We start from the raw sequence: 18,872 nt of genomic DNA on the forward strand, positions 1-18,872 counted from the left end.
ATAAGGGTTTTCGAGCATGGCAGTGCGTATGGATTTTAATTGACAGCATATCAAATAAGACGCTAGATTGACGGCCATGAACCAACATTGACCGCGGGCCGAAGCGCAAGCGTCGCCGTAAACGGCGAGGCCTGGCGAGGCAAGCCCATCCTGGCGCCGAAGGCGCCCCCATTCAGTGACGAGAAAGCTTCCGCCTTCAGGCGGGAGCGACTCATGGAGACGACATGGCCGAGGACAACAAGGCGGAAGTGACCGCCGGCATGCGTGGCGCCTCGTGGGACGCGCGCCTGATGCAGCGTCCGTTCGAGATGGTGCCCTACGCGCTGGGCACGGCTGACGGACAGCGCACGCTGGGCTTTCTGTTCAGCGTGACCGGCAAGGAAAAGGGCGTGGTGTGCATCATGCATCCGCGCGAGATCGCGATCACGCACTACATGGTGCCCGCCGTGCTCGACGCCGGCTGGGCCTGCTGGGTGCAGGCGCCGCGTTCGCCCGGCAACGATCTGCGCCTGGAACACGAAATCGCGCTGTTCGACGTCGCCGCCGGCCTGAATCACCTGCGCGCACACGGCTTCGAGGAGATCGTGCTGCTCGGCAATTCGGGCGGTGCGGGGCTCTACACCTTTTACAACGAGCAGGCGCGGAGCGCGCCCGAACAGCGCATTGCGAAGACGCCGGGTGGGCGCTCGACCCGGCTCGCCGAGCTGCAGATGCCGGTGCCCGAGGGCATCGTGCTGCTCTCGCCGCATCCGGGACAGGGCCGGCTGCTGATGGTCGGGCTCGACCCGTCGGTGCTCGACGAGCAGGATGCGATGAGCTGCGATCCCGCGCTCGACCCGTTCAGCCGCGCCAACGGCTTCGACGCGGACAAGGGCGTGGGACGCTATACGCCCGAGTTCGTCGCGGCCTACGGCCAGGCGCAGCGCGCCCGTGTGGAGCGCCTGGACGCGCAGGCGCGCCGGCTACTCGACGCCAAGGGCGAAGCGCGCCGACGGCTCAAGCAGGGCAGCGCCACCGAACAGGATCGCCGGGTCGCGGCCCATGCGCCCATCTTCCAGGTCTGGCGCACGGATGCCGACCTGCGCGCCTGGGACCCCACGCTCGACCCCTCCGATCGCAAGGTGGGATCGCTCTGGGGACGCAATCCCTTCGTCTCCAACTGGGGCAGTGTGGGCTTTGCGCGGGTGGTGACGCCGGAGTCGTGGCTGTCGACATGGTCGGGCATCGCGTCCAATGCGTCGCTCGAGCGCACCGCGCCGGCCATCGTGCAGCCCACGCTGCTCATCGAGTACACCGGCGACCAGTGCACCTTCCCCGCGGACATCCAGGCCATCCGCGGGCAGATCGGCAGCATCGACCTCAGCTTCGAGCGCATCCGCGGCAATCACCATGGCATGGCGCTGGCCGAGGGAGAGCGGCCGGGCCGCGAACTCGCGAGCGAGGTCGTCACGCGCTGGCTGCGCGAACGCGCCGGCCAGTTCGCCAGCGCCGGCCGCTGAGACGCGCCCGAAACGCATGACGGAGGAGGAAACCATGATCGAGGAACGAGTCCGGCCGCCGGTGCTGATGCCCGGCGTACGCTATCCGGACGAGCCGCGGCTGCGCCGCTATCTACGCGAAGGGGTATTGACTCGAGAGACGCTGGTGGACGGCTTTCGTGCGTCGTTCGCGGCGCATGCCGAGCGTGTCGCACTGGCCGGTCCGGACGGCAGCCTGACCTATGCCGAACTGGACGAGAAGAGCGACCGCCTGGGCGGCGCCTTGTTGGCCATGGGGCTGCGCCCGCTCGATGCCGCCGTGTTCCAGTGCGGCAACAGCCAGGAGCTGCTGGTCGGGTTCTTCGCGGCGCTGAAGGCCGGGATCGTCCCGATCTGCGCGCTGCAGGCCTTTCGCCGCCACGAGATCGCCTATCTCGGCAACCTGGCCGAAGCCAGGCTGCACTTTGTGCAGGGTGACGATCCGAAGTTCGACGACGTGGCGTTCGCACGCGAGATGCAGGCCGAGGTGCCGAGCCTCGCCTACATCCTGCAGGCGCGCGGCGAGCCGCGCGTAGGCGCGGTGGGGCTGGATGCGCTCATCGTCGACATGCCGCTTGCCCGCGCGCGCAGCCTGCTCGCCGAGGTCGCGCACGACCCCTTCCAGGTGGCGGTGTTCCAGCTTTCGGGCGGCTCCACCGGCGTGCCCAAGATCATCCCGCGCTTTCAGAGCGAATACCTGTACAACATGCGCGCGGTCGCGCGCTGCAACGGCTACACCCGGGACGAGGTGCTGTTCTTTCCGACGCCGCTCATGCACAACCTGAACATGGGCTGCTTCTTCGGCCCGGTGCTGCTCAACGGGGGGGTTGTCACCGTCGCGCGCGACATCTCCGCCGAGACGCTGTGCGCGCTGGTGCGCGACTACCAGCCGACGTGGTTCGGCGTGGCGGGCCCCATCCTGCAGCGCATTCTGCCCGAGCTGGCCAAGGGCACGCCCGAGCAGAAGGCGCGCCGCAAGTTCATCGCCCCCAAGAACGCCCCCGGCCTGAGCCGGCTGACCGGCTCGCCTGCGTATCACATCTTCGGCATGACCGAGGGGGTGATCATGTTCACGGGCGACGCCGATCCCGACGAGGTGAAGGACGATGGCGTGGGCCGGCCGGTGTGCCGCTACGACGAGGTGAAGATCGTCGTGCCCGGCACCGAGGAGCCGGTCGAGGACGGCGTGGCGGGCGAAGCCCTGTTCCGTGGCGCCTACACCATCCAGGGCTATTACAAGTCCGAGAAGGAAGACGTCAATCGCTTCACCGCGGACGGCTACTACCGCTCCGGCGATCTCATGGAATCCCGCGTCATCGACGGCGAGCGCTATTACTTCTTCAAGGGGCGCATCAAGGACGTGGTCGACCGCGGCGGCGAGAAGATCAATGCCGAGGAGGTCGAGGGTGTCATCAATCGCCACCCCGCGGTCGTGGCCAGCGCCGTGGTCGGCATGCCCGACCGGGTGTATGGCGAGCGTGTCTGTGCCTTTGTCGTATTGCGCGAGGGCCACGATCCGATGAGCCTGCCCGACCTTGCCGCCTGGCTGCTCGCCGAGGGCATGGCCAAGTTCAAGTGGCCCGAGCGGCTCGAGATCATCGACGAGATGCCGCTGACCGCCTCCGGCAAGCTCAGCAAGCAAATCCTGCGCGAGCGCGTCGCGGCCATGATGGCCGCCCCCGCTGCCGCCACTTCCACGGAGTAAACCCATGGCCAGCACCACCCTCAACACCAGGTCGACCACCGACATCCCCAGCGTGCAACTGCATGGCGTGCACCACACCGCACGGCCGACCTGGAAGCTCGAAGAGACCGTGCACTTCTACCGCGACCTGCTCGGCCTGCCGCTGGTCCATGCGATCTCGGCCAAGGGCTGGGGCCCGGACGATCATGCCGACTTCCTGCACTTTTTCTTCGACAGCGGCTGCGGCAGCACCATCGCCTTCTTCTACTACATCGGCACCGAGCGCCCGGAATGGCTGCAAGTGCGCTCGCACTACCAGGATCGCGCCACGCACACGGCCTGGCGGGTGCGCGACGAGGCCGAGCTGCTGCGGTGGCGCGAGCGCGTGGAGAAAGTCGGCATTCCGTTGCGCTACCAGATCCGCCACGAAGTGATCGAGTCGATCTACTTCAACGATCCCAACGGCTATCCGATCGAGATCACCTGGCAGATGCGCGCGTTCTCCGCCGAGGATGCGAGCGACGCCCAACGCACGCTCGAGGCCGCCATCCGCCTGGAGCGCGCGCGCGAGCAGGCCCCTTTCGAGTCGATCGAGCCGGTCTGGCGCGCCAAGGCGGCCGAGCTGTCGCAGGCCGATGCGCCGCGGGCGTCGCTGTTCGTGCTCGACGTGCCCGAGTTCTCGGCCCTGGTGCGCTCGGCGCGCGAGCGCGAGGGCTATGCCGTCACGCGCGTGGAGGATGGCTACCTGCGCATCGACGGCGCGCCTGCGCTGAGCTTCTCGCGCAAGGCGCTGGGCTTCAAGCCGGCGGTCTGGTACGGCGCCGCCACGGGCGGGCTCAGCGGGCGCATCGCGCGCTTCGACATGGACGAGCTCGTCATCGAACCGCAGGAGGCATGATGAAGGTTGCGATCGTCGGCGGCGGCCCCTCGGGCCTGTTCCTCGCCATCCTGCTGCGCCAGCGCCTGGCGGACGTGGACGTCACCGTGTACGAGCAGAATCCCCGGGACGCCACCTTCGGCTTCGGCGTGGTGCTGGCGGACACCGGCCTGTCGCGGCTGCGTGCTGCCGCGCCCGACGTGTGCGCGGACCTGGAGCGGGCCATGGTGTTCACCGGATGCCAGACCATCGTGCTGGGCCGCACGCCGGTGCGCATCCAGCGCCCGGGCAAGGGCGGCGGGGCGATTCCGCGCATTCGCCTGCTCGAGATCCTGCAGGCGCACGCGCAGCGCCTGGGTATCGAGGTGCACTACGAGCACCGCCTGGGTTCGCTGGACGCGCTGGACGCCGATCTCGTCGTGGGCGCAGACGGCATCAACTCGATGGTGCGCCAGGCCGACGAGACGGGCTTTCAGACGTCGATGTCGCACCTGACCAACCATTTCGCCTGGTTCGGCGTGGCGCGTCCGTTCGAGAATCCGGCCCTGGTGTTCCGCGAGTACCGGGGCGGTTATTTCGTGGCGCACTACTACCCGTATTCCGATGGCATGAGCACCTTCGTGGCCGAGTGCGACCACCAGACCTGGCTGGACCTGGGCATGCAGGACATGAGCGACGAGGCGCGCAAGGCCTTGTTCGAGACCGTGTTCGCCGACGAGCTGGCGGGCGACGCCCTGGTCTCGAACAACAGCCAGTGGCGGCAGTTCCCGGTGGTGCGCAACGCGCGCTGGCATGCGGGCAACCGCGTGCTGATCGGCGATGCTCTCACCAGCGCGCATTTCTCGATCGGCTCGGGCACGCGCATCGCGATGGAGGACGCCATCGCCCTGGCCGACGCCATCGTCGCGCATCCGGGCGACGTGGCCGGCGCGCTGCGCGCCTACGAGACGGCGCGCAAGCCCGAGAAGGCCAAGCTGATCGATGCCTCCGAGGCGTCCTACACCTGGTACGAGGACATCCGGCGCTGGATCTCGAGCTATACGCCCCACGAGTTCGTCTATCGGTTCATGACCCGCACCGGCCGGGTCGACCTGGAGCGGCTCAAGCGCCAGTTCCCGGAGCTCGTCGCCGAATTCGCCGCCGCCGGCGCCTTGCCGGACGGCGACCTGGCCGGAGCACGCTGATGCGCGGCACCGAGTACGTCATCAGCGAATCGCCCTTCATCGTGCGCCGCGTGGTGCGCTGGAGCGATTGCGACCCCGCCGGGGTCGTCTATACGGGCAGGTTCACCGACTACCTGCTCGGCGCCGTGTCCCTCTTCAACGAGTACCTGGCCGCCGGTGCGCGCTCGCTGGGCGAAGCGCATGGCGTGGACACACCCTGCCGCGGCCTGTCGCTCTCCTTCGAAGGCACGCTGTGGCCGCGTGACGAGATCGACATCCGCTGCGCGGTGGGCGACATCCGCCAGCGCTCCTACGACCTGGCGTGCACGGCCACCCGGCCGGACGGCACGCCGGTGTTCCACGCCCGCTTCTCGCCGATCTGCGTGCGCCGGGACGCCCGCGTCGGCACCGACATCCCCGCGTCGCTGCGCGCCGTCCTGTCGGCCCACGCGACGCGACCTTCTCCGCAAGGCTCGTTCTCATGACCTACAAGATCGGACAGATCGTCCCCAGCTCCAATGTGACCATGGAGCGCGAAGTGCCGGCCATCCTCGCCGCCCGCATGCGCGCGGCGCCCGAGCGCTTTTCCTGCCATGCCAGCCGGGTGCGCATGCACCGCGTGGTGGCCGAGGAGCTTGCCCGCATGAATGCCGATCTCGGCCGCTGCGCGCAGGAGCTCGCCGACGCCCGCGTGGACGTGATGAGCACTGCCTGCCTGGTGGCGACCATGGCCATGGGTGCCGGCCATCACCGCGAGACCGAAAGGCAGTTGGCCGAAGCCATCGGCCCCATGGACCCTGCGCCCCGGGTGATGACCTCTGCCGGCGCCCTGGTGGATGAGTTGCGAAACTTCGGCGCGCGCCGCATCTCGCTGCTCGCGCCCTACAGCGACGAGCTCACGCGCACGGTCGTGTCCTATATCGAGGCCGAGGGCATCGAGGTCAAGGATTTCCGCAACTTCTCCATCCTGGACAACCTGGCGGTGGGCGAGCGCGACCCGCTGCGCCTGCTGGAGGACGTGCGTTCGCTCGACGTGGCGGGCGTGGATACGGTGGTGTTGTCGGCCTGCGTGCAGATGCCGTCGTTGCCGGCGATCGAAGAGGCCCAGCGCATGCTGGGCGTGCCGGTCACGTCCACCGCGGTGTGCACGGTGCGCCAGATGCTGCGCCTGCTGGGCCTGCCGCAGACCGCGCCCGGCGCGGGTGCGTACCTGGGCAGCAACGTCGGGCTGTAGAAGGCCGGGATGAAGGCCGGCTATGCCTGCCCTCAGGTCAGGACGCCCGCGGTTTTCCTGGCCCGCTTGCGCGGTGCCGCCGCGGCGGATGGCGTGAGCCACGCCGCGAAGCCGTCGAGCAGGATCTTCAGCCCGGCCTCGAAGGCCGTGTCCGACCCGAGTTTCGCGAAAGCCGAGCGCACGTAGCGCGCACCGGGGTACTGATTCGCCGAAGCGGATTCGAGCTTCTTCAGGATGAAGCCCTCATGGTGCGCGGGCAGTTGCCGGGCGGCCTCGGCCATCGTGGAGGAGACCAGGAACTGCGCGAGCAGGTGATAGGCGAGCGCGGTCTGCTCCGGCGTGAAGCCGCCCTGCTTGAAGGCCGAGGTCAGGTGATTGAAGTACACCAGCCCGTAGTCGACCTCGTCCGGGCCGACCTCCTGGAACAGCCGGTGGCGGTTGTGCGAGGCCACATAGATGCTCACCCCCGGGTTCTCCACGCCGACTGCGAAGCTCGCGCGCGCGAGCTCTTGCACATCGGTCCGCCAGTCGCCTGTCAGGGCCGGGATGCGCCCGACGCGCTGTGCGTAATAGTGGTTCAGCACCCCCGAGATCAACTGGTCCCGGCCGCCCAGGTAGTAGTGGATGAGCCCCGGCGCGACGCCGAACTCCTTGGCGAGCTGCACCATGGAGATCTGGTCTAGCGGAATCTGCTTGCTCAGCGCGATGGCGCGCTCGAGGATGGCCGCGCGCGTCACCGTGGCTTCGCTGTGGATGGGGGATTCGACCCTGGGCGGGCGGCCGCGGCGCCGTGGCGGCGCTGCTGAGGTGATGGACGAGGTTTTCTTGGCGGCCGGCATGCCGATGGCCTTTGCTGGAGTTGACCCAGCATGCTAGCCAGCCGAGGCGGGCGGCGCAACCGGCGAGCGTTGCAAGGGGAAGGGCTGCCGGCTACGCAACCTTCGCTATGGCTAGTCTGTGGGCCCGCCGCCAGCGTGCTTCTTCATCGGCCCTACCCAATGCGCGGGCGGGCCTTGCAAAATGCCCGCGCTATTGGTCGTCAACGCCCTGCGGCCAGCGTCCGTGAGCCTGACGCGCTTCACCGTCAACGTGGCGCCTGGGCGCGATACGGTTTCGATGCGTTCGATGAGAGGAGATGCGGAACCCTTCCGGTTGATCCGATTCATTCCTGGTACCTCTGAGTGACGAAACCGTCGATGGAGTCGCAAATGGCGAGGATCATGCCTGTAACGCTCTCATCATCGAAGACGTTGCGACCCGACGAATCCAAGTAGATCACGCCCAGGACGTGCAGTCCACCTTTGCCCCGGATCGGAACGGCCATTGCCGAATATCGGCCTGGCGTCAGCGCCCGGACCTCGGCGGCCGTGTAGCCGAGGTCCGACTTCAGCTCGGCGCGCTGTTTGGCCTCGGTTTCCGCTGAGCTCGACAGAATGTACGGTTCACCGTCCCGGATAGCGCGCCCGGTGACGCCCGTGTTGATGGAGAATCGCCGGCCCGCTCCGCCGCCATCGCCACCCACATAGGGAATGATCTGTTCGATTTCACGAGCAGTTTCGAGTGGTGGAACGACCCGATGGAACGTCGCACGTATGTCCGATGCTTGCGGGACGTCGCCAGCCCGAAGATAGCAGACCGCGGCGTGCAGGGCGGAGACGCACCCTTGAATTCCCTGGTGCGTGACCTCGGGAGCCTCGCGCTTGTCCTGATCCGATGCGGCGACGAACTTGACGACACACAGCGCTACGACCCATAGGGCGGCGGCTACGGCCATGTAGCCCCACGGTTCTCTCAACTCCGTGTTCCACAGTCGCGCTGCGGTCAGAACGGCCGCAATGAGCACCGGCACACCCGCCCATATCTCGAGTGCCGCGCGAGAACGCCATCTAGGCGTGCGTTTAAGCCCTGGTATGTGCTTCATGCGTAGCGTCGTGTCTATGCGCCAAGTGAAAAGACGGCGCCGGGCAGGTCTCCGGATTCTGCCGTCAGCCGAGCCCGCTGTCACTGTTCGCTACGCAATGGCGTTGCGCCCGGCTCCGGCTCAGTTCGTCCCGTCCGCCTGCGGCTGCGGCGGCAGGGTGAGCTTGCAGCTATCGCCCACCGACTCGCGCCAGACGCGCACGGCGGTGACGGGCACCTGGGGCGAGAGCTTGCGCGCGATGAAGACGCACAGGTTCTCCAGCGTGGGCGGGCCCAGCTCGGGGACTTCGTCGAGCAAACGATGATCGAGCGCGTCGCGCACGGCCGCGAGCTCGCGGCGCAGGTGGCCCAGGTCCATGACCATGCCGGTGCGCGGGTTGCGCACACCCTCGACGAAGACTTCGGCGTGGTAGGTGTGGCCGTGGATGCGCAGGCTGCCTTCGCGTTCGATCTCGCGGTCCAGGGTGTGCGCCGCGTCGAACCAGAAGCGCTGGGAGAGCTCGAACTTCATCGGATGTTGATGACCTTGTGGGTTTGCAGGCTCAGGTGCCAGGCCGGCCGGGCCATGCACTGAGCGATACAGGCCTCGGTGTTGGCGCGCTGCTGCGCGTTGTCCATCGGCTGCAGGTAGCGGTGCGCGAAGTCGCCGCGCTCGAGTTCGTCCAGGTCCAGGCCGGGCTGCGGCCAGACCACCTTGAGTTCGTGGCCGCTGCGCTGCACCCACGGCGCGCCGGCCTTGGGGCTGACGCAGATCCAGTCCAGGCCTGCCGGAGCCTCTACCGAGCCGTTGGTCTCCACGGCGATCTCGAAGCCTTGTGCATGCAAGGCGTCGATGAGTGCTGCGTCCACCTGCAGCAAGGGTTCGCCGCCGGTGAGCACGACCAGGCGGTGCGCGCGGTCGGCCGTGGGCCACTGGCCGGCGATGCGCTCGGCCAGCTCGGCCGCCGCGCGGAACTTGCCGCCCAGGGTGCCGTCGGTGCCGACGAAATCCGTGTCGCAGAACTGGCAGATCGCCTTGCCGCGGTCTTCCTCGCGGCCGGTCCAGAGGTTGCAGCCGGCGAAGCGGCAGAACACGGCCGGTCGGCCCGCGTTCGCGCCTTCGCCCTGCAGCGTGTAGAAGATTTCCTTGACGCTGTAGGTCATGGACGACCCTCCGGCCGCTGCGCGGCCACCTCCCCGAGGGAGGCAGCGCCGCCTTCGGGCGGCCGGGCGGCGGCGCTGTGGGGACGACCCTCCGGCCGCTGCGCGGCCACCTCCCCGAGGGAGGCAGCGCCGCCTTCGGGCGGCCGGGCGGTGGTGCTGTGGGGACGGCCCTCCGGCCGCTGCGCGGCCATCTCTCCGCTCAACGCCCCGCGCCACTGCGCGTAGCCGCGCGCGCGCAGCGCGCAGGCGGGGCAGGTGCCGCAGCCGTGGCCCCAGTCGTGCAGCTCGCCGCGCTCGCCGAGGTAGCAGGTGTGCGTGTCGGCGCGAACGATCTCGACCAGGGCGTCGCCGCCCAGGTCTTGCGTGAGTTGCCAGGTCTCGGCCTTGTCCAGCCACATCAGCGGCGTCTCGAACACGAAGGCGCGGTCGGTGCCCAGGTTGAGCGCGACCTGCATGGCCTTGATGGTGACGTCGCGGCAGTCCGGGTATCCCGAATAGTCCGTTTCGCACATGCCGCCCACGATCACGTCCAGATTGCGGCGATAGGCCAGCGCGCCGGCAAGCGTCAGGAACAGCAGATTGCGCCCGGGCACGAAGGTGTTGGGCAGGCCGTTGGCCTGCATCTGGACCTCGGCGTCGCGGGTGAGGGCGGTGTCGCTGATCTCGCCCAGCACGTCCACGCGCAGCAGATGGTCGTCGCCCAGGCGCGGGGCCCAGGCCGGGAAGGCAGCAGCGATGCGATCGCGCACGTGCGTGCGGCAATCGAGTTCGATGCGATGGCGCTGGCCGTAATCGAAACCGACCGTCTCCACGTGGGCGTACCTGTCCAGGGCCCATGCCAGGCATGCGGTGGAATCCTGGCCGCCGGAGAACAGCACGAGTGCTCGCCGATGGTTCAAGTTCATGTTGTCTTACCTCGAAGCGTGGGCACCGGAACAAGGCGGCACGCAGGCCGCGGGGCGGCCGACCCGCCTGGCCGGACGGCGCAGGCGGCATGCCCGGGGCGGCATTTCCGCAGGGCACGAACGCGTCGGCAGCAGGCAGGGGCCCGAACCGAGCGTAACCGAATATTGTACTGCAGGCTGTGCGCCGCGTGGGAAGACCCTGGGAATGCCATCGGTGCGCGGTGCAGGCTACAGTTAGCGTCTCAACAACGGAGGATTGGCAATGACCTGCTATCGACTGTCCGGCGTCGCGCCGGAAATCGCCGAGAACGCCTACGTGGCCCGCGAAGCCACGGTGATCGGCAAGGTCAAGCTGGGCGACAAGGTCAGCATCTGGGCTGGCGCGGTGCTGCGCGGCGACAACGAACTCATCTCGGTCGGCGACAACAGCAACATCCAGGAGGGCTCGGTGCTGCACACCGATCCCGGCAAGCCCCTGGACATCGGCCGCCACGTCACCGTCGGCCACCAGGCCATGCTGCACGGTTGCACCATCGGCGATGGCACGCTGATCGGCATCCAGGCGGTGGTGCTCAACGGCGCGGTCATCGGCAAGTACTGTCTGGTCGGCGCCGGCGCCATCGTGACCGAAGGCAAAGTGTTTCCGGAGCGCTCGCTCATCCTGGGCGCACCGGCCAAGGTCGTGCGCCAACTGTCGGACGAGGACGTCGAGCGGCTGAAGCGCAATTCGGCGACCTACGTGGAGCGGGGGCAGTTGTTCCGCAAAGAGCTGGAAGCGATTGATTGAGGTGAGTGTGATGCGCGGTCGGCGGTCTTCAGCGCGCGGCCGGGTGGCCCCGGGACGGCGCCTGCAGCCATGGCCGCCCCGCCTCGTACCGTTGCATGAAGGCCGCGATGGCGTCCATGTGGCCCAGCGTCAACCCGATCTCGTCCAGGCCTTCCAGGAGCATGTGCTTGCGCAAGGGATCGATCTCGAAGCGGTGGACGGGCAGTTCGGGGCAGGTGACGCTCTGCTCGGCGAGCGCCACCGTGAGTTCCGTCGTCGGTCGAGCCTGGACGCGTTCGAGCAGGCCCTGGACGGCATCGGCCGGCAGCACGATGGGCAGCAGGCCGTTCTTGAACGCGTTGCCGAAGAAAATGTCGGCGAAGCTCGGCGCGATGACGGCCCGGATGCCGGCGTCGGCCAAGGCCCACACCGCGCTCTCGCGCGAGGAGCCGCAGCCGAAGTTCTCCCCCGCGATCAGCAGCTCGGCCGTGCGCCATTCGGGCCGGTTGAGGGGAAAGTCCGGTTTCTCGCGGCCGGCTTCGTGGCGCAGGTCGTGAAAGAGCGCTTCGGCAAAGCCCTGGGCGCGTGGGCGCGACAGATAGCGCGCGGGCACGATCTGATCGGTGTCGCAGTTGGCCAGATCCAGCGCAATGGCACGCGAGCGGACGGTCGTGAAGGGCTTCATGCGTATTGTCGAGGGTCGGTGAGGCGGCCGGCGAGGGCGCAGGCCGCGGCCGTGGCCGGGCTGGCCAGGTGGGTGCGCACGCCCGGGCCCTGGCGGCCGACGAAATTGCGGTTGGTGGTGGAGACCACGCGTTCTCCGGCGTTGGCGATGTCGCCGTTGGTGCCCGAGCACATCGAACAGGCGGACTCCCGCCATTCGGCGCCGGCTTCGGTCAGGATGCGGGCCAGTCCTTCGGCTTCGGCCTGGTGCCGGACGCGTGTCGAGCCCGGCACCACCAGGGTCGGGACGCGCACGCGCCGCCCGCGCAGCATGCCGGCCACGATGCGCAGGTCCTCGATGCGGGCGTTCGTGCACGAGCCGATGAAGACGCGATCGACGGTTACGCTCTCCAGGCGCTGGCCCGGCGCGAGCCCCATGTAGGCCAGCGCCTGGCGGGCGGCGTCGCGGCGCTCGGCGCGCAGGTCGGCCGGATCGGGTACCTGGCCGGCGGCGGGCGCCGCGTCCTGCGGGCTGGTGCCCCAGGTGAGCATGGGCGATACGCCGGCCGCGTCGAAGGCCACCTCGCGCTCGTAGCGCACACCCGCATCGCTGCGCAGGCCGTCCCATTCGGTGACTGCCTGGTCGAACGCCGCGCCCTGGGGCGCGTGCGGCTTGCCGCGCAGATAGGCGTAGGTGGTGGCATCGGGGGCGATCATGCCGGCGCGCCCGCCGGCCTCGATCGACATGTTGCACAGGGTCATGCGGCCTTCCATCGACAGCGCTTGGATGGCGGGCCCGGTGTATTCGATCACGTGGCCGGTGGCCCCGGCGGCGCCGATGTGGGCGATCACGGCCAGGATGAGGTCCTTGGCGCTCGCGTGCTCGGGCAGCGTGCCCGCGAAGGCGATGCGCATGGCGCGCGGCTTGACCTGCCACAGCGTCTGCGTGGCCAGCACGTGAGCCACTTCGGAGGTGCCGATGCCGAAAGCGAGCGCGCCGAAGGCGCCATGCGTGGAGGTATGGCTGTCGCCGCAGACGATGACCAGGCCCGGCAGGGTGATGCCCTGCTCCGGCCCGACGACGTGGACGATGCCTTGCCGGTCGCTGTTCAGCGCGTAGATCGGGATGCGGAATTCGCCGGCGTTGCGTTCCAGCGCCAGCGCCATCTCCTGTTTGGCAGGCTCCAGCCCGTCGTCCAGGCGCCGGCTGGTGGTCGGCACGTAGTGGTCGGGCGTGGCGTAGGTGCGGTCCGGACGCAGCACCGGCAGGCCGCGCTCGCGCAGTTGCTGGAAGGCGTTGCGCGAGCCGTCGTGCACGAGGTGGCGGCCCACATGCAGGAGCGTGCTGCCTTCGCGCTCGAGAATGGCGTGGCGCTGCCAGACTTTCTCGAACAGCGTGCGCGGGGTCGGGGCCGTCGTCATGATTGCTCCGTGGCGTAGCGCTCGTGCATGCCGAAGGCTTGCGCCTGCGCCTGCTCGAGGGCCAGGAACGCCGGCGTGATGTTCTGCCCGCGCAGGCCGCCGCGCACGGCGCCGGCGCGTACGTCCTTGAATGCGTCGGCCCAACTGGCCGGCAGGGCCTGGGCCTGGGGCAGCGCCAGCCAGAGGCGCAGCAGGTGCCGCTTCTCGTCGGCTTCGGCGTGGTCCTCGAACGCGGTGCGCGAGTGGATCAGCACGTAGTTGTTCAGCAACTGCAGGTCGCCTTCCTCGAGCTGCATGGAAAAGCACAGTTCGGGCGACGCCGCGAGGCGATCCACGGTCTCGACGGCCGCCTGCTGCGCCGGGGTGAGCCGCGGCGCGTCGGGGAAGTCCCGCTGCGCGGCCACGATGTTCTTGCGGTTGGTGCGAAATGCCGGTGTGCCGTCGTCGGCGCGACCCAGCATGGGGCTCAGATAGAGGGGCGCGTCGCCCGGCGCTTGGCCGCCTTGCCAACTGAACGGGATCGGCTCTTCCAGCGCCTGCGCCTGCTGCGGGTGCAGGCGGCGCATGGTTTCGACGATTGCCAGCGAGCTCGCGACCAGACTGTCGCCGCCCTGGCGCGCCGTGCGGCGGCAGAGCAGGGCGACCACGTCGCAGAAGTCGATGTGGAAATCCAGTTGCTGGTTGGTGTTGTAGCCGCGGCCGTTGGTGACACGGTAGCTGCCGCCCTCGTCGCGCACGTCGTTCAGGACCTCGCTGGCACGGTTCTGCGGACGCGGCACGCCGTTGTGCAGCCCGATGCCCCACAGCGCGAGCCGCGTGTCGGCCTCATCCCATTCGCGCACCGGCAGGCCCTTGAGCAGGCACATGCCCCAGCGGCCCTGGGTGGCATCGAAGGCCTGTCGGAGCTCGGCACGCGTTGCATCGGCCAGCGGGTAGTCTGCCTGGCGCAATTGCAACAGCGGCTTGCCGGTGGCGCGGGCGTGGCGGGTGGCTGTACCCAAGTCGGCCCGGGCGGCCGGGCTCAGGCGCCGGACCCAGCCGCGGTCCGCCTGGGCCTCGCGCGCGGTCCAGGGTGCGGGGGCATCCGGGCGGGTTTGTGGGGCTGTCGTGGCGTTCATCGGGCGAGATATTTCTTGCCGAGGGGGGTGATGGCCTCCAGATCCTCGGCCACGTCGCGGCGGAATTCGTCGGGTGTGTTGAACACCGGGATGCCGCCCTGGGACTCGATCGCCGTCAGCACGTCGGGCTTCTTGCCGGCATCCTGGACGGCACGGTAGATGCGATCGACGATAGGCTGCGGCGTGCCTTCGCGCACCATCAGGCCGTACCACGTGGTGCCGCCTTTTGCCGGATAGCCCGCCTCGTCGAAGGTGGGTACGTCCGGCAGGCGCGTGTAGCGTTCGGGCGTGCCGACGGCCAGCGCCTTGGCGCGCTTGTCGTGGTGCAGAGGCGTTGCCAGGGCGGCCGATACCAGCGCAATGTCGATGTGCCCGCCCAGCAGGTCGTTGACCATCTGCGACGTGCCTTTGTAGGGTACGGTCACTGCGTTCTCGAGGCCGCCGAGCTCCGCCAACTGGCGGCCGACCAGCTCGGCCGAAGGCGTGGCGTAGCCGTAGCTACAGCCGGTGGCTCGGGCCTTGCAATGTTGGAACATTTCTTCGAGCGTCCCGGCGGCGCTGTCGCCCCGCACGAGCGGCACCATGGGCGAGCTTTGCAGCTTGGTGATGAGCGTGAGGTCGCGCGCGATGTCCACCTTGGCCTCGGGTACGGCCCATGGCCAGAGCAGCATGGAGTTCAACTGCAGCAGCACGGTGTAGCCGTCGGCCGGCTGCGACAGGACGCGCTGGGTGCCGATCCAGCCGTCCACGCCGGCGCGATTTTCCACGATGACCGGTTCGCCCCACGTGCTCTGCAGCGAGGCCGCCAGCGTGCGCGCGACAGCGTCCGTGCCGCCGCCGGCGGCATACGGCACGACGATGGTGACCGGCCGTTCCGGGTATTCGGCATGTGCCGCTGCGCCGAGCAGGGCGCTCAGGCCGAGGGCGGCCGCGAAACGACGCCAACGACGCTTGTGTTGCTGATATGGACCCATGGTCTCCTCCTGGCTGCCCTGCGTGGGGCTCTCGATAATCCTACTAAATATATAACATCATAATATCATAATGAATATAGCAATCGGTAGAATCGTCCGCCTATGACGGAATTCCTACGCACAGAGAAGCTGGTCAAGACGCCGGGCACCGCGCTGCACCGGCAGTTGTTCCTCGTTCTGCGCGAGCAGATCACCCGCGGGGTGTACGGTCCCGGCGCGATGCTGCCCAACGAGGACGAGCTGTGCGCGCATTTCGGCGTGTCGAAGATCACCGTGCGCCGCGCGCTGTCCGATCTCAAGCAGCAGGAGCTGATCGAGCGGCAGCAGGGCCGCGGGACCTTCGTCAGCACCCGGCTGCCGCAGGCGCATCCGTTCGAGGCCGTGGGCTTTCTCGACGCCTTGAAGATGCGGGGGCGCGAGACGCAGGTGCGCGTGCTCGAGCTGCGCCGCGAGGTGCCGCCGGGCGCGGTTGCGCTGCAGATGCGCATGCGCAGCAACGAGGAGGCGGTGTACGCCGCACGTCTGCGCCACGTGGGCGACACGCCGCTGATCGTCACCGAGGCCTGGGTGCCGCTGGCGCTGGGCGCATCGGTGACGGTCGAAGAACTCGAGCGGCGGCCGCTGTACGAGCTGCTGCTGGCCCAGGGCGTGGTCTTCGATCGCGTGGTCGAGGAGATCACGGCCGTGCTGGCGAACCCGGTATACGCCAAGCTGCTGCGCACCGAGGTGGGCGCGCCGCTGCTGCGCGTGACCCGCCTGGTCTACGACACCGAGGGCGAGCCGGTGGAGCACCTGACCCTGCACGTCAGCCCGGACCGCAGCCGGATGCTGCTCAGCCTGCAGCCCAAGGAGCTGGAGCAGGGCATCTCCAGCCGCATCGTGCACGACCCGCTGCTGCCTTGAGCCCTCTGCCGGCGCGCTCGGGCCCGCGCTTTACCCGCTAGTAGCGGCCGGTGAGCGAGACGACGAAGGCCCGTGGAGACCCGTAATAGCTGCTGCCGGTGCTCAGGTAGTAGGACTTGTCGAACAGGTTGTAGACGTGCAGGGCAGTCGACAGGCGCGGGCTGATGTCGTAGCGCGCGAGCAGGTCGACCACTGCATACGCGGGCTGCGTGAAGGTGGCATCCTGGTTGGGGCCCTGGTTCTCACTGTAGATCTTGCTCTGCCAGCGCACGCCGCCGCCCAACGTCAGACCGTCGACCAGGCCGTCCATCCGATAGGTGGTGAACAGCTTGGCCATGGATTGCGGCAGGTTGGTATTGATGCGCTCGCCTTCGCGGTCCTGGGTGCTGTTGCGGGCGAAGCTGGCGGCGATCTCCCAGCCCGGTCGCACCTGGCCGGAGAGTTCGATCTCGAAGCCGCGGGTGCGCGCGCCGGACACGGCTTCGTACGCCTGCGAGCCGTCGGGCGCATAGGTGTCGGGAATGGCGATCGCCTTGTTGTTCTCCCGGATCTGGTAGAGCGCCGCGCCCAGGTTGAGCCGCTCGTCGAAGAATGCCGCCTTGACGCCCGCCTCGTAGCTCTCGCCGCTGAGCGGATCGATGTAGTCGCCGTCGACGGTCATGTTGTTCTGGGGCGTGAAGATCGTCGTGTAGCTGGTGTACGCCGTCCATTGGTCCGACAAATCGTAGGTCACGGCGGCATACGGCACGAACTTGCGTTCGGCGCGCAGGATGCCGGAGTTGACGCCGCTGGCGTAGTTGTACGAGAGCTGGTCGCGGCGCCAGTCGACCCAGCGCGTGCCCACGATCACCGCCAGCGCATCGGCGGGCCGCAGCCGCAGCGAGCCGAACAGGCCGTTGTTGCGCTCGTCGATGCCATGCGTGCCCACGGCCGGGTTGTAGGGTTCGGCCGGATAGCTCCCGTCCCAGTTGAATATGTCGGGAATGTTCTGGTCCCAGCCGGCGTGGCTCCAGTTCGTGTACGACGGGCTTTCGTAGCGGGTGCGCGACCAGTTGGCGCCGAAGGCGGCCTCGTGCTCGCGGCCGAACAGGGAGAAGCTGCCGTTGGCGGCCAGGTTCAGCGCGTCCTGCTTGGGCTTGTAGACCCAGTGCGTGGCCCAGATGTTGGCGCCGGCGCCCGTATGGCGGTCCGGCGTGCCGCCGACGTAGCCGACCAGCTCGTCGGAGTCGGTGATGGTGTGTCCGGCGTTCAGCCTGAGCTGCCAGCCGTTGGCGAAGCGATGTTCCAGGTCGGCGAACAGCGAGGTTTCGTGGCGGCGCGAGCTGGCCCAGTCGGCGGCCGCCGAATCCGAGCGGGACCAGTACAGCCGCTCGCCGTCGGAGGCATACGCCGGCAGGCCGCCGCGCGAGTGGCCGGTGAGGTCGTGGCGCTGGTGGCTGATGCCGCCGCGCAGTACCGTTGCGCTGCCCAGGTCGGCTTCGACCACGCCGTAGAACACTTTGCGCCGGTCGTTGAAGCGGTCGATGTAGGCGTCGGAATCCTGCAGCGTCGCCACCATGCGTGCGCGCACCGAACCCGTCTCGTTCAGCGGGGTCGACAGATCGACCGACCCGCGCCGGCTGCGCCACGAGCCCAGGTCCACGGTGGCCGAGGCGCGGAAGTCGTCGAAGGGCTTCTTGCGCACCATGTTGATCGCCCCGCCCGGGGCGCCCACGCCGTTCATCATGCCGGCGGCCCCGCGCACCACCTCGACGCGGTCGTACAGGCTCATGTCCTGGCTCTGGTAGATGCTGGAGTAGCTCCCCGTCATCCTGGTGCCGTCGATCATGTAGGTGTCGATCGCAAAGCCGCGCGCGTAGATGGGCGAGCTGTCGGAACCGACGTTGCCGCCCTGCGACACCACCAGGCCGGGCGTCTGGTTGGCAACGTCGGTCAGTTGAGTGAGGTTCTGGTCCTGCATGCGCTGGCTGGTGATCACGCTCACCGATTGCGGCGTTTCGCGCAGGGTCAGGTCCAGGCCCGACGACAGCGAGCTTGGGCCGGTGGCGGTGTAGGCGCCGGTGCCGCCGGTGCTGGAGCCGGTCGTGCCATACACGACCACGGGGGCCAGTTGCGTGGCCTCGTCCTGGCCGGTGTTCTGCGCGGAGGCGATGTCCGGGGTTGCGGCGTATGCCAGCACCATCGCCAGGGGCAGGGCGCGCAGCCCCACGGTGGTGTGGGACGCGCGGCGCTCATCCGGCGTGTTGTGGATAGTGTGTTTGCCCACCATATATGTCGTTCCAGAATGGGAGGGCAACGGTACGCGCGCGGCGACCGGCCTCCCGGGCCAGGGAAAAGCGACGCTGTTCCGCGTGGCGCGGTTCGGCGCCCCTGTCGTCAAATACAGGCGACGGGCCGGCGATTTTCTGGAGTGGTTTTCACGCTTGTTCTTGGGGCAGGGTGTCGTGCGTACATGGATGGCCCGGCCCCGGGGCGCGAGCTGCGCGAGGCGTGGCCAACTACGCCTGCCGATCCTTGGGAAACCTGCTTGCCGGGACAGGGGCAGTACTTTTGCCGAAAGGCTGGGGCCGGGTATGACAAAGG

17 protein-coding genes and 1 pseudogene are annotated in these 18,872 nt (G+C 68.5%); 8 read left to right on the forward strand and 10 right to left on the reverse strand.

Annotated elements, in window-relative coordinates; translation table 11 throughout:
- Nucleotides 1-224 precede the first annotated feature (224 nt).
- Genes FOZ76_RS06370 through FOZ76_RS06395 form a run of 6 tightly spaced genes read left to right on the forward strand, consistent with a single transcriptional unit; the run spans nt 225 to nt 6,475 of the window.
- Nucleotides 225-1,499 (forward strand): alpha/beta fold hydrolase, encoded by a 1,275-nt coding sequence (locus tag FOZ76_RS06370; RefSeq protein WP_211366059.1) that lies wholly within the window; start codon nt 225-227, stop codon nt 1,497-1,499.
- 34 nt (nt 1,500-1,533) lie between these two features.
- A complete protein-coding gene (locus FOZ76_RS06375; RefSeq protein ID WP_143947302.1) occupies nt 1,534-3,222 on the forward strand; it encodes an AMP-binding protein in 1,689 nt (562 codons plus the stop codon).
- A 4-nt stretch (nt 3,223-3,226) separates the two neighbouring features.
- Nucleotides 3,227-4,099, forward strand: coding sequence for a VOC family protein (locus tag FOZ76_RS06380; RefSeq protein ID WP_143947303.1), 873 nt, complete (start codon nt 3,227-3,229; stop codon nt 4,097-4,099).
- On the forward strand, nt 4,099-5,262 hold the full coding sequence (locus FOZ76_RS06385) for an FAD-dependent monooxygenase (protein WP_143947369.1): 1,164 nt from the start codon (nt 4,099-4,101) through the stop codon (nt 5,260-5,262). The genes FOZ76_RS06380 and FOZ76_RS06385 overlap by 1 nt, the downstream gene beginning before the upstream one ends.
- The gene (locus tag FOZ76_RS06390) at nt 5,262-5,726 is read left to right on the forward strand and encodes an acyl-CoA thioesterase (RefSeq protein ID WP_246129324.1); all 465 of its coding nucleotides are present in this window, start codon (nt 5,262-5,264) and stop codon (nt 5,724-5,726) included. The genes FOZ76_RS06385 and FOZ76_RS06390 overlap by 1 nt, the downstream gene beginning before the upstream one ends.
- Nucleotides 5,723-6,475 carry a maleate cis-trans isomerase family protein gene (locus tag FOZ76_RS06395; protein ID WP_143947304.1) on the forward strand — a complete coding sequence of 251 codons (753 nt, stop codon included), beginning with the start codon at nt 5,723-5,725 and terminating at the stop codon, nt 6,473-6,475. Before FOZ76_RS06390 ends, FOZ76_RS06395 begins: the two co-directional genes overlap by 4 nt.
- A 32-nt stretch (nt 6,476-6,507) precedes the next feature.
- Here the strand turns inward: FOZ76_RS06395 and FOZ76_RS06400 are convergent, their stop codons facing one another.
- From FOZ76_RS06400 to queC, 5 genes and pseudogenes are all read right to left on the reverse strand, one after another.
- A complete protein-coding gene (locus FOZ76_RS06400; protein WP_143947305.1) occupies nt 6,508-7,314 on the reverse strand; it encodes a TetR/AcrR family transcriptional regulator in 807 nt (268 codons plus the stop codon).
- A 323-nt stretch (nt 7,315-7,637) separates the two neighbouring features.
- A complete protein-coding gene (locus FOZ76_RS06405) occupies nt 7,638-8,324 on the reverse strand; it encodes a GAF domain-containing protein (RefSeq protein WP_246129325.1) in 687 nt (228 codons plus the stop codon).
- 192 nt (nt 8,325-8,516) lie between these two features.
- Nucleotides 8,517-8,906, reverse strand: coding sequence for a 6-pyruvoyl trahydropterin synthase family protein (locus FOZ76_RS06410; RefSeq protein ID WP_143947306.1), 390 nt, complete (start codon nt 8,904-8,906; stop codon nt 8,517-8,519).
- Nucleotides 8,903-9,538: a 7-carboxy-7-deazaguanine synthase gene (gene queE / locus FOZ76_RS06415; protein WP_143947307.1), complete on the reverse strand. Its 636-nt coding sequence runs from the start codon at nt 9,536-9,538 to the stop codon at nt 8,903-8,905. The genes FOZ76_RS06410 and queE overlap by 4 nt, the downstream gene beginning before the upstream one ends.
- A 173-nt stretch (nt 9,539-9,711) precedes the next feature.
- Nucleotides 9,712-10,443, reverse strand: a pseudogene (gene queC, locus FOZ76_RS06420) (7-cyano-7-deazaguanine synthase QueC); the annotation flags it as partial.
- Between the two features lie 262 nt (nt 10,444-10,705).
- On the opposite strand from queC, the gene FOZ76_RS06425 reads away from it, so the two are divergent.
- Entirely contained in the window at nt 10,706-11,230 is a 525-nt protein-coding gene (locus FOZ76_RS06425) for a gamma carbonic anhydrase family protein (RefSeq protein ID WP_143947309.1), read from the forward strand.
- A gap of 28 nt (nt 11,231-11,258) precedes the next feature.
- Here FOZ76_RS06425 and leuD read toward each other — a convergent pair whose 3' ends face one another.
- From leuD to FOZ76_RS06445, 4 genes are read right to left on the reverse strand one after another with little or no spacing between them, the layout of a single operon-like run.
- The gene (gene leuD / locus FOZ76_RS06430; protein WP_143947310.1) at nt 11,259-11,894 is read right to left on the reverse strand and encodes a 3-isopropylmalate dehydratase small subunit; all 636 of its coding nucleotides are present in this window, start codon (nt 11,892-11,894) and stop codon (nt 11,259-11,261) included.
- Nucleotides 11,891-13,294 carry a 3-isopropylmalate dehydratase large subunit gene (leuC, locus tag FOZ76_RS06435; protein WP_143947311.1) on the reverse strand — a complete coding sequence of 468 codons (1,404 nt, stop codon included), beginning with the start codon at nt 13,292-13,294 and terminating at the stop codon, nt 11,891-11,893. The genes leuD and leuC overlap by 4 nt, the downstream gene beginning before the upstream one ends.
- Nucleotides 13,291-14,412, reverse strand: coding sequence for a TauD/TfdA family dioxygenase (locus FOZ76_RS06440; RefSeq protein ID WP_143947312.1), 1,122 nt, complete (start codon nt 14,410-14,412; stop codon nt 13,291-13,293). The genes leuC and FOZ76_RS06440 overlap by 4 nt, the downstream gene beginning before the upstream one ends.
- Nucleotides 14,409-15,386, reverse strand: a complete 978-nt coding sequence (locus FOZ76_RS06445) for a tripartite tricarboxylate transporter substrate binding protein (protein WP_143947313.1) — start codon at nt 15,384-15,386, stop codon at nt 14,409-14,411. The genes FOZ76_RS06440 and FOZ76_RS06445 overlap by 4 nt, the downstream gene beginning before the upstream one ends.
- 102 nt (nt 15,387-15,488) lie before the next feature.
- Between FOZ76_RS06445 and FOZ76_RS06450 the strand changes: the two genes are divergently transcribed.
- A complete protein-coding gene (locus FOZ76_RS06450; protein ID WP_143947314.1) occupies nt 15,489-16,289 on the forward strand; it encodes a GntR family transcriptional regulator in 801 nt (266 codons plus the stop codon).
- A 37-nt stretch (nt 16,290-16,326) separates the two neighbouring features.
- Here FOZ76_RS06450 and FOZ76_RS06455 read toward each other — a convergent pair whose 3' ends face one another.
- Nucleotides 16,327-18,558, reverse strand: coding sequence for a TonB-dependent siderophore receptor (locus FOZ76_RS06455; RefSeq protein WP_143947315.1), 2,232 nt, complete (start codon nt 18,556-18,558; stop codon nt 16,327-16,329).
- Between the last annotated feature and the right edge of the window lie 314 nt (nt 18,559-18,872).

It is taken from the genome of Verticiella sediminum, from assembly GCF_007558815.1.
Taxonomy (GTDB): domain Bacteria; phylum Pseudomonadota; class Gammaproteobacteria; order Burkholderiales; family Burkholderiaceae_B; genus Verticiella; species Verticiella sediminum.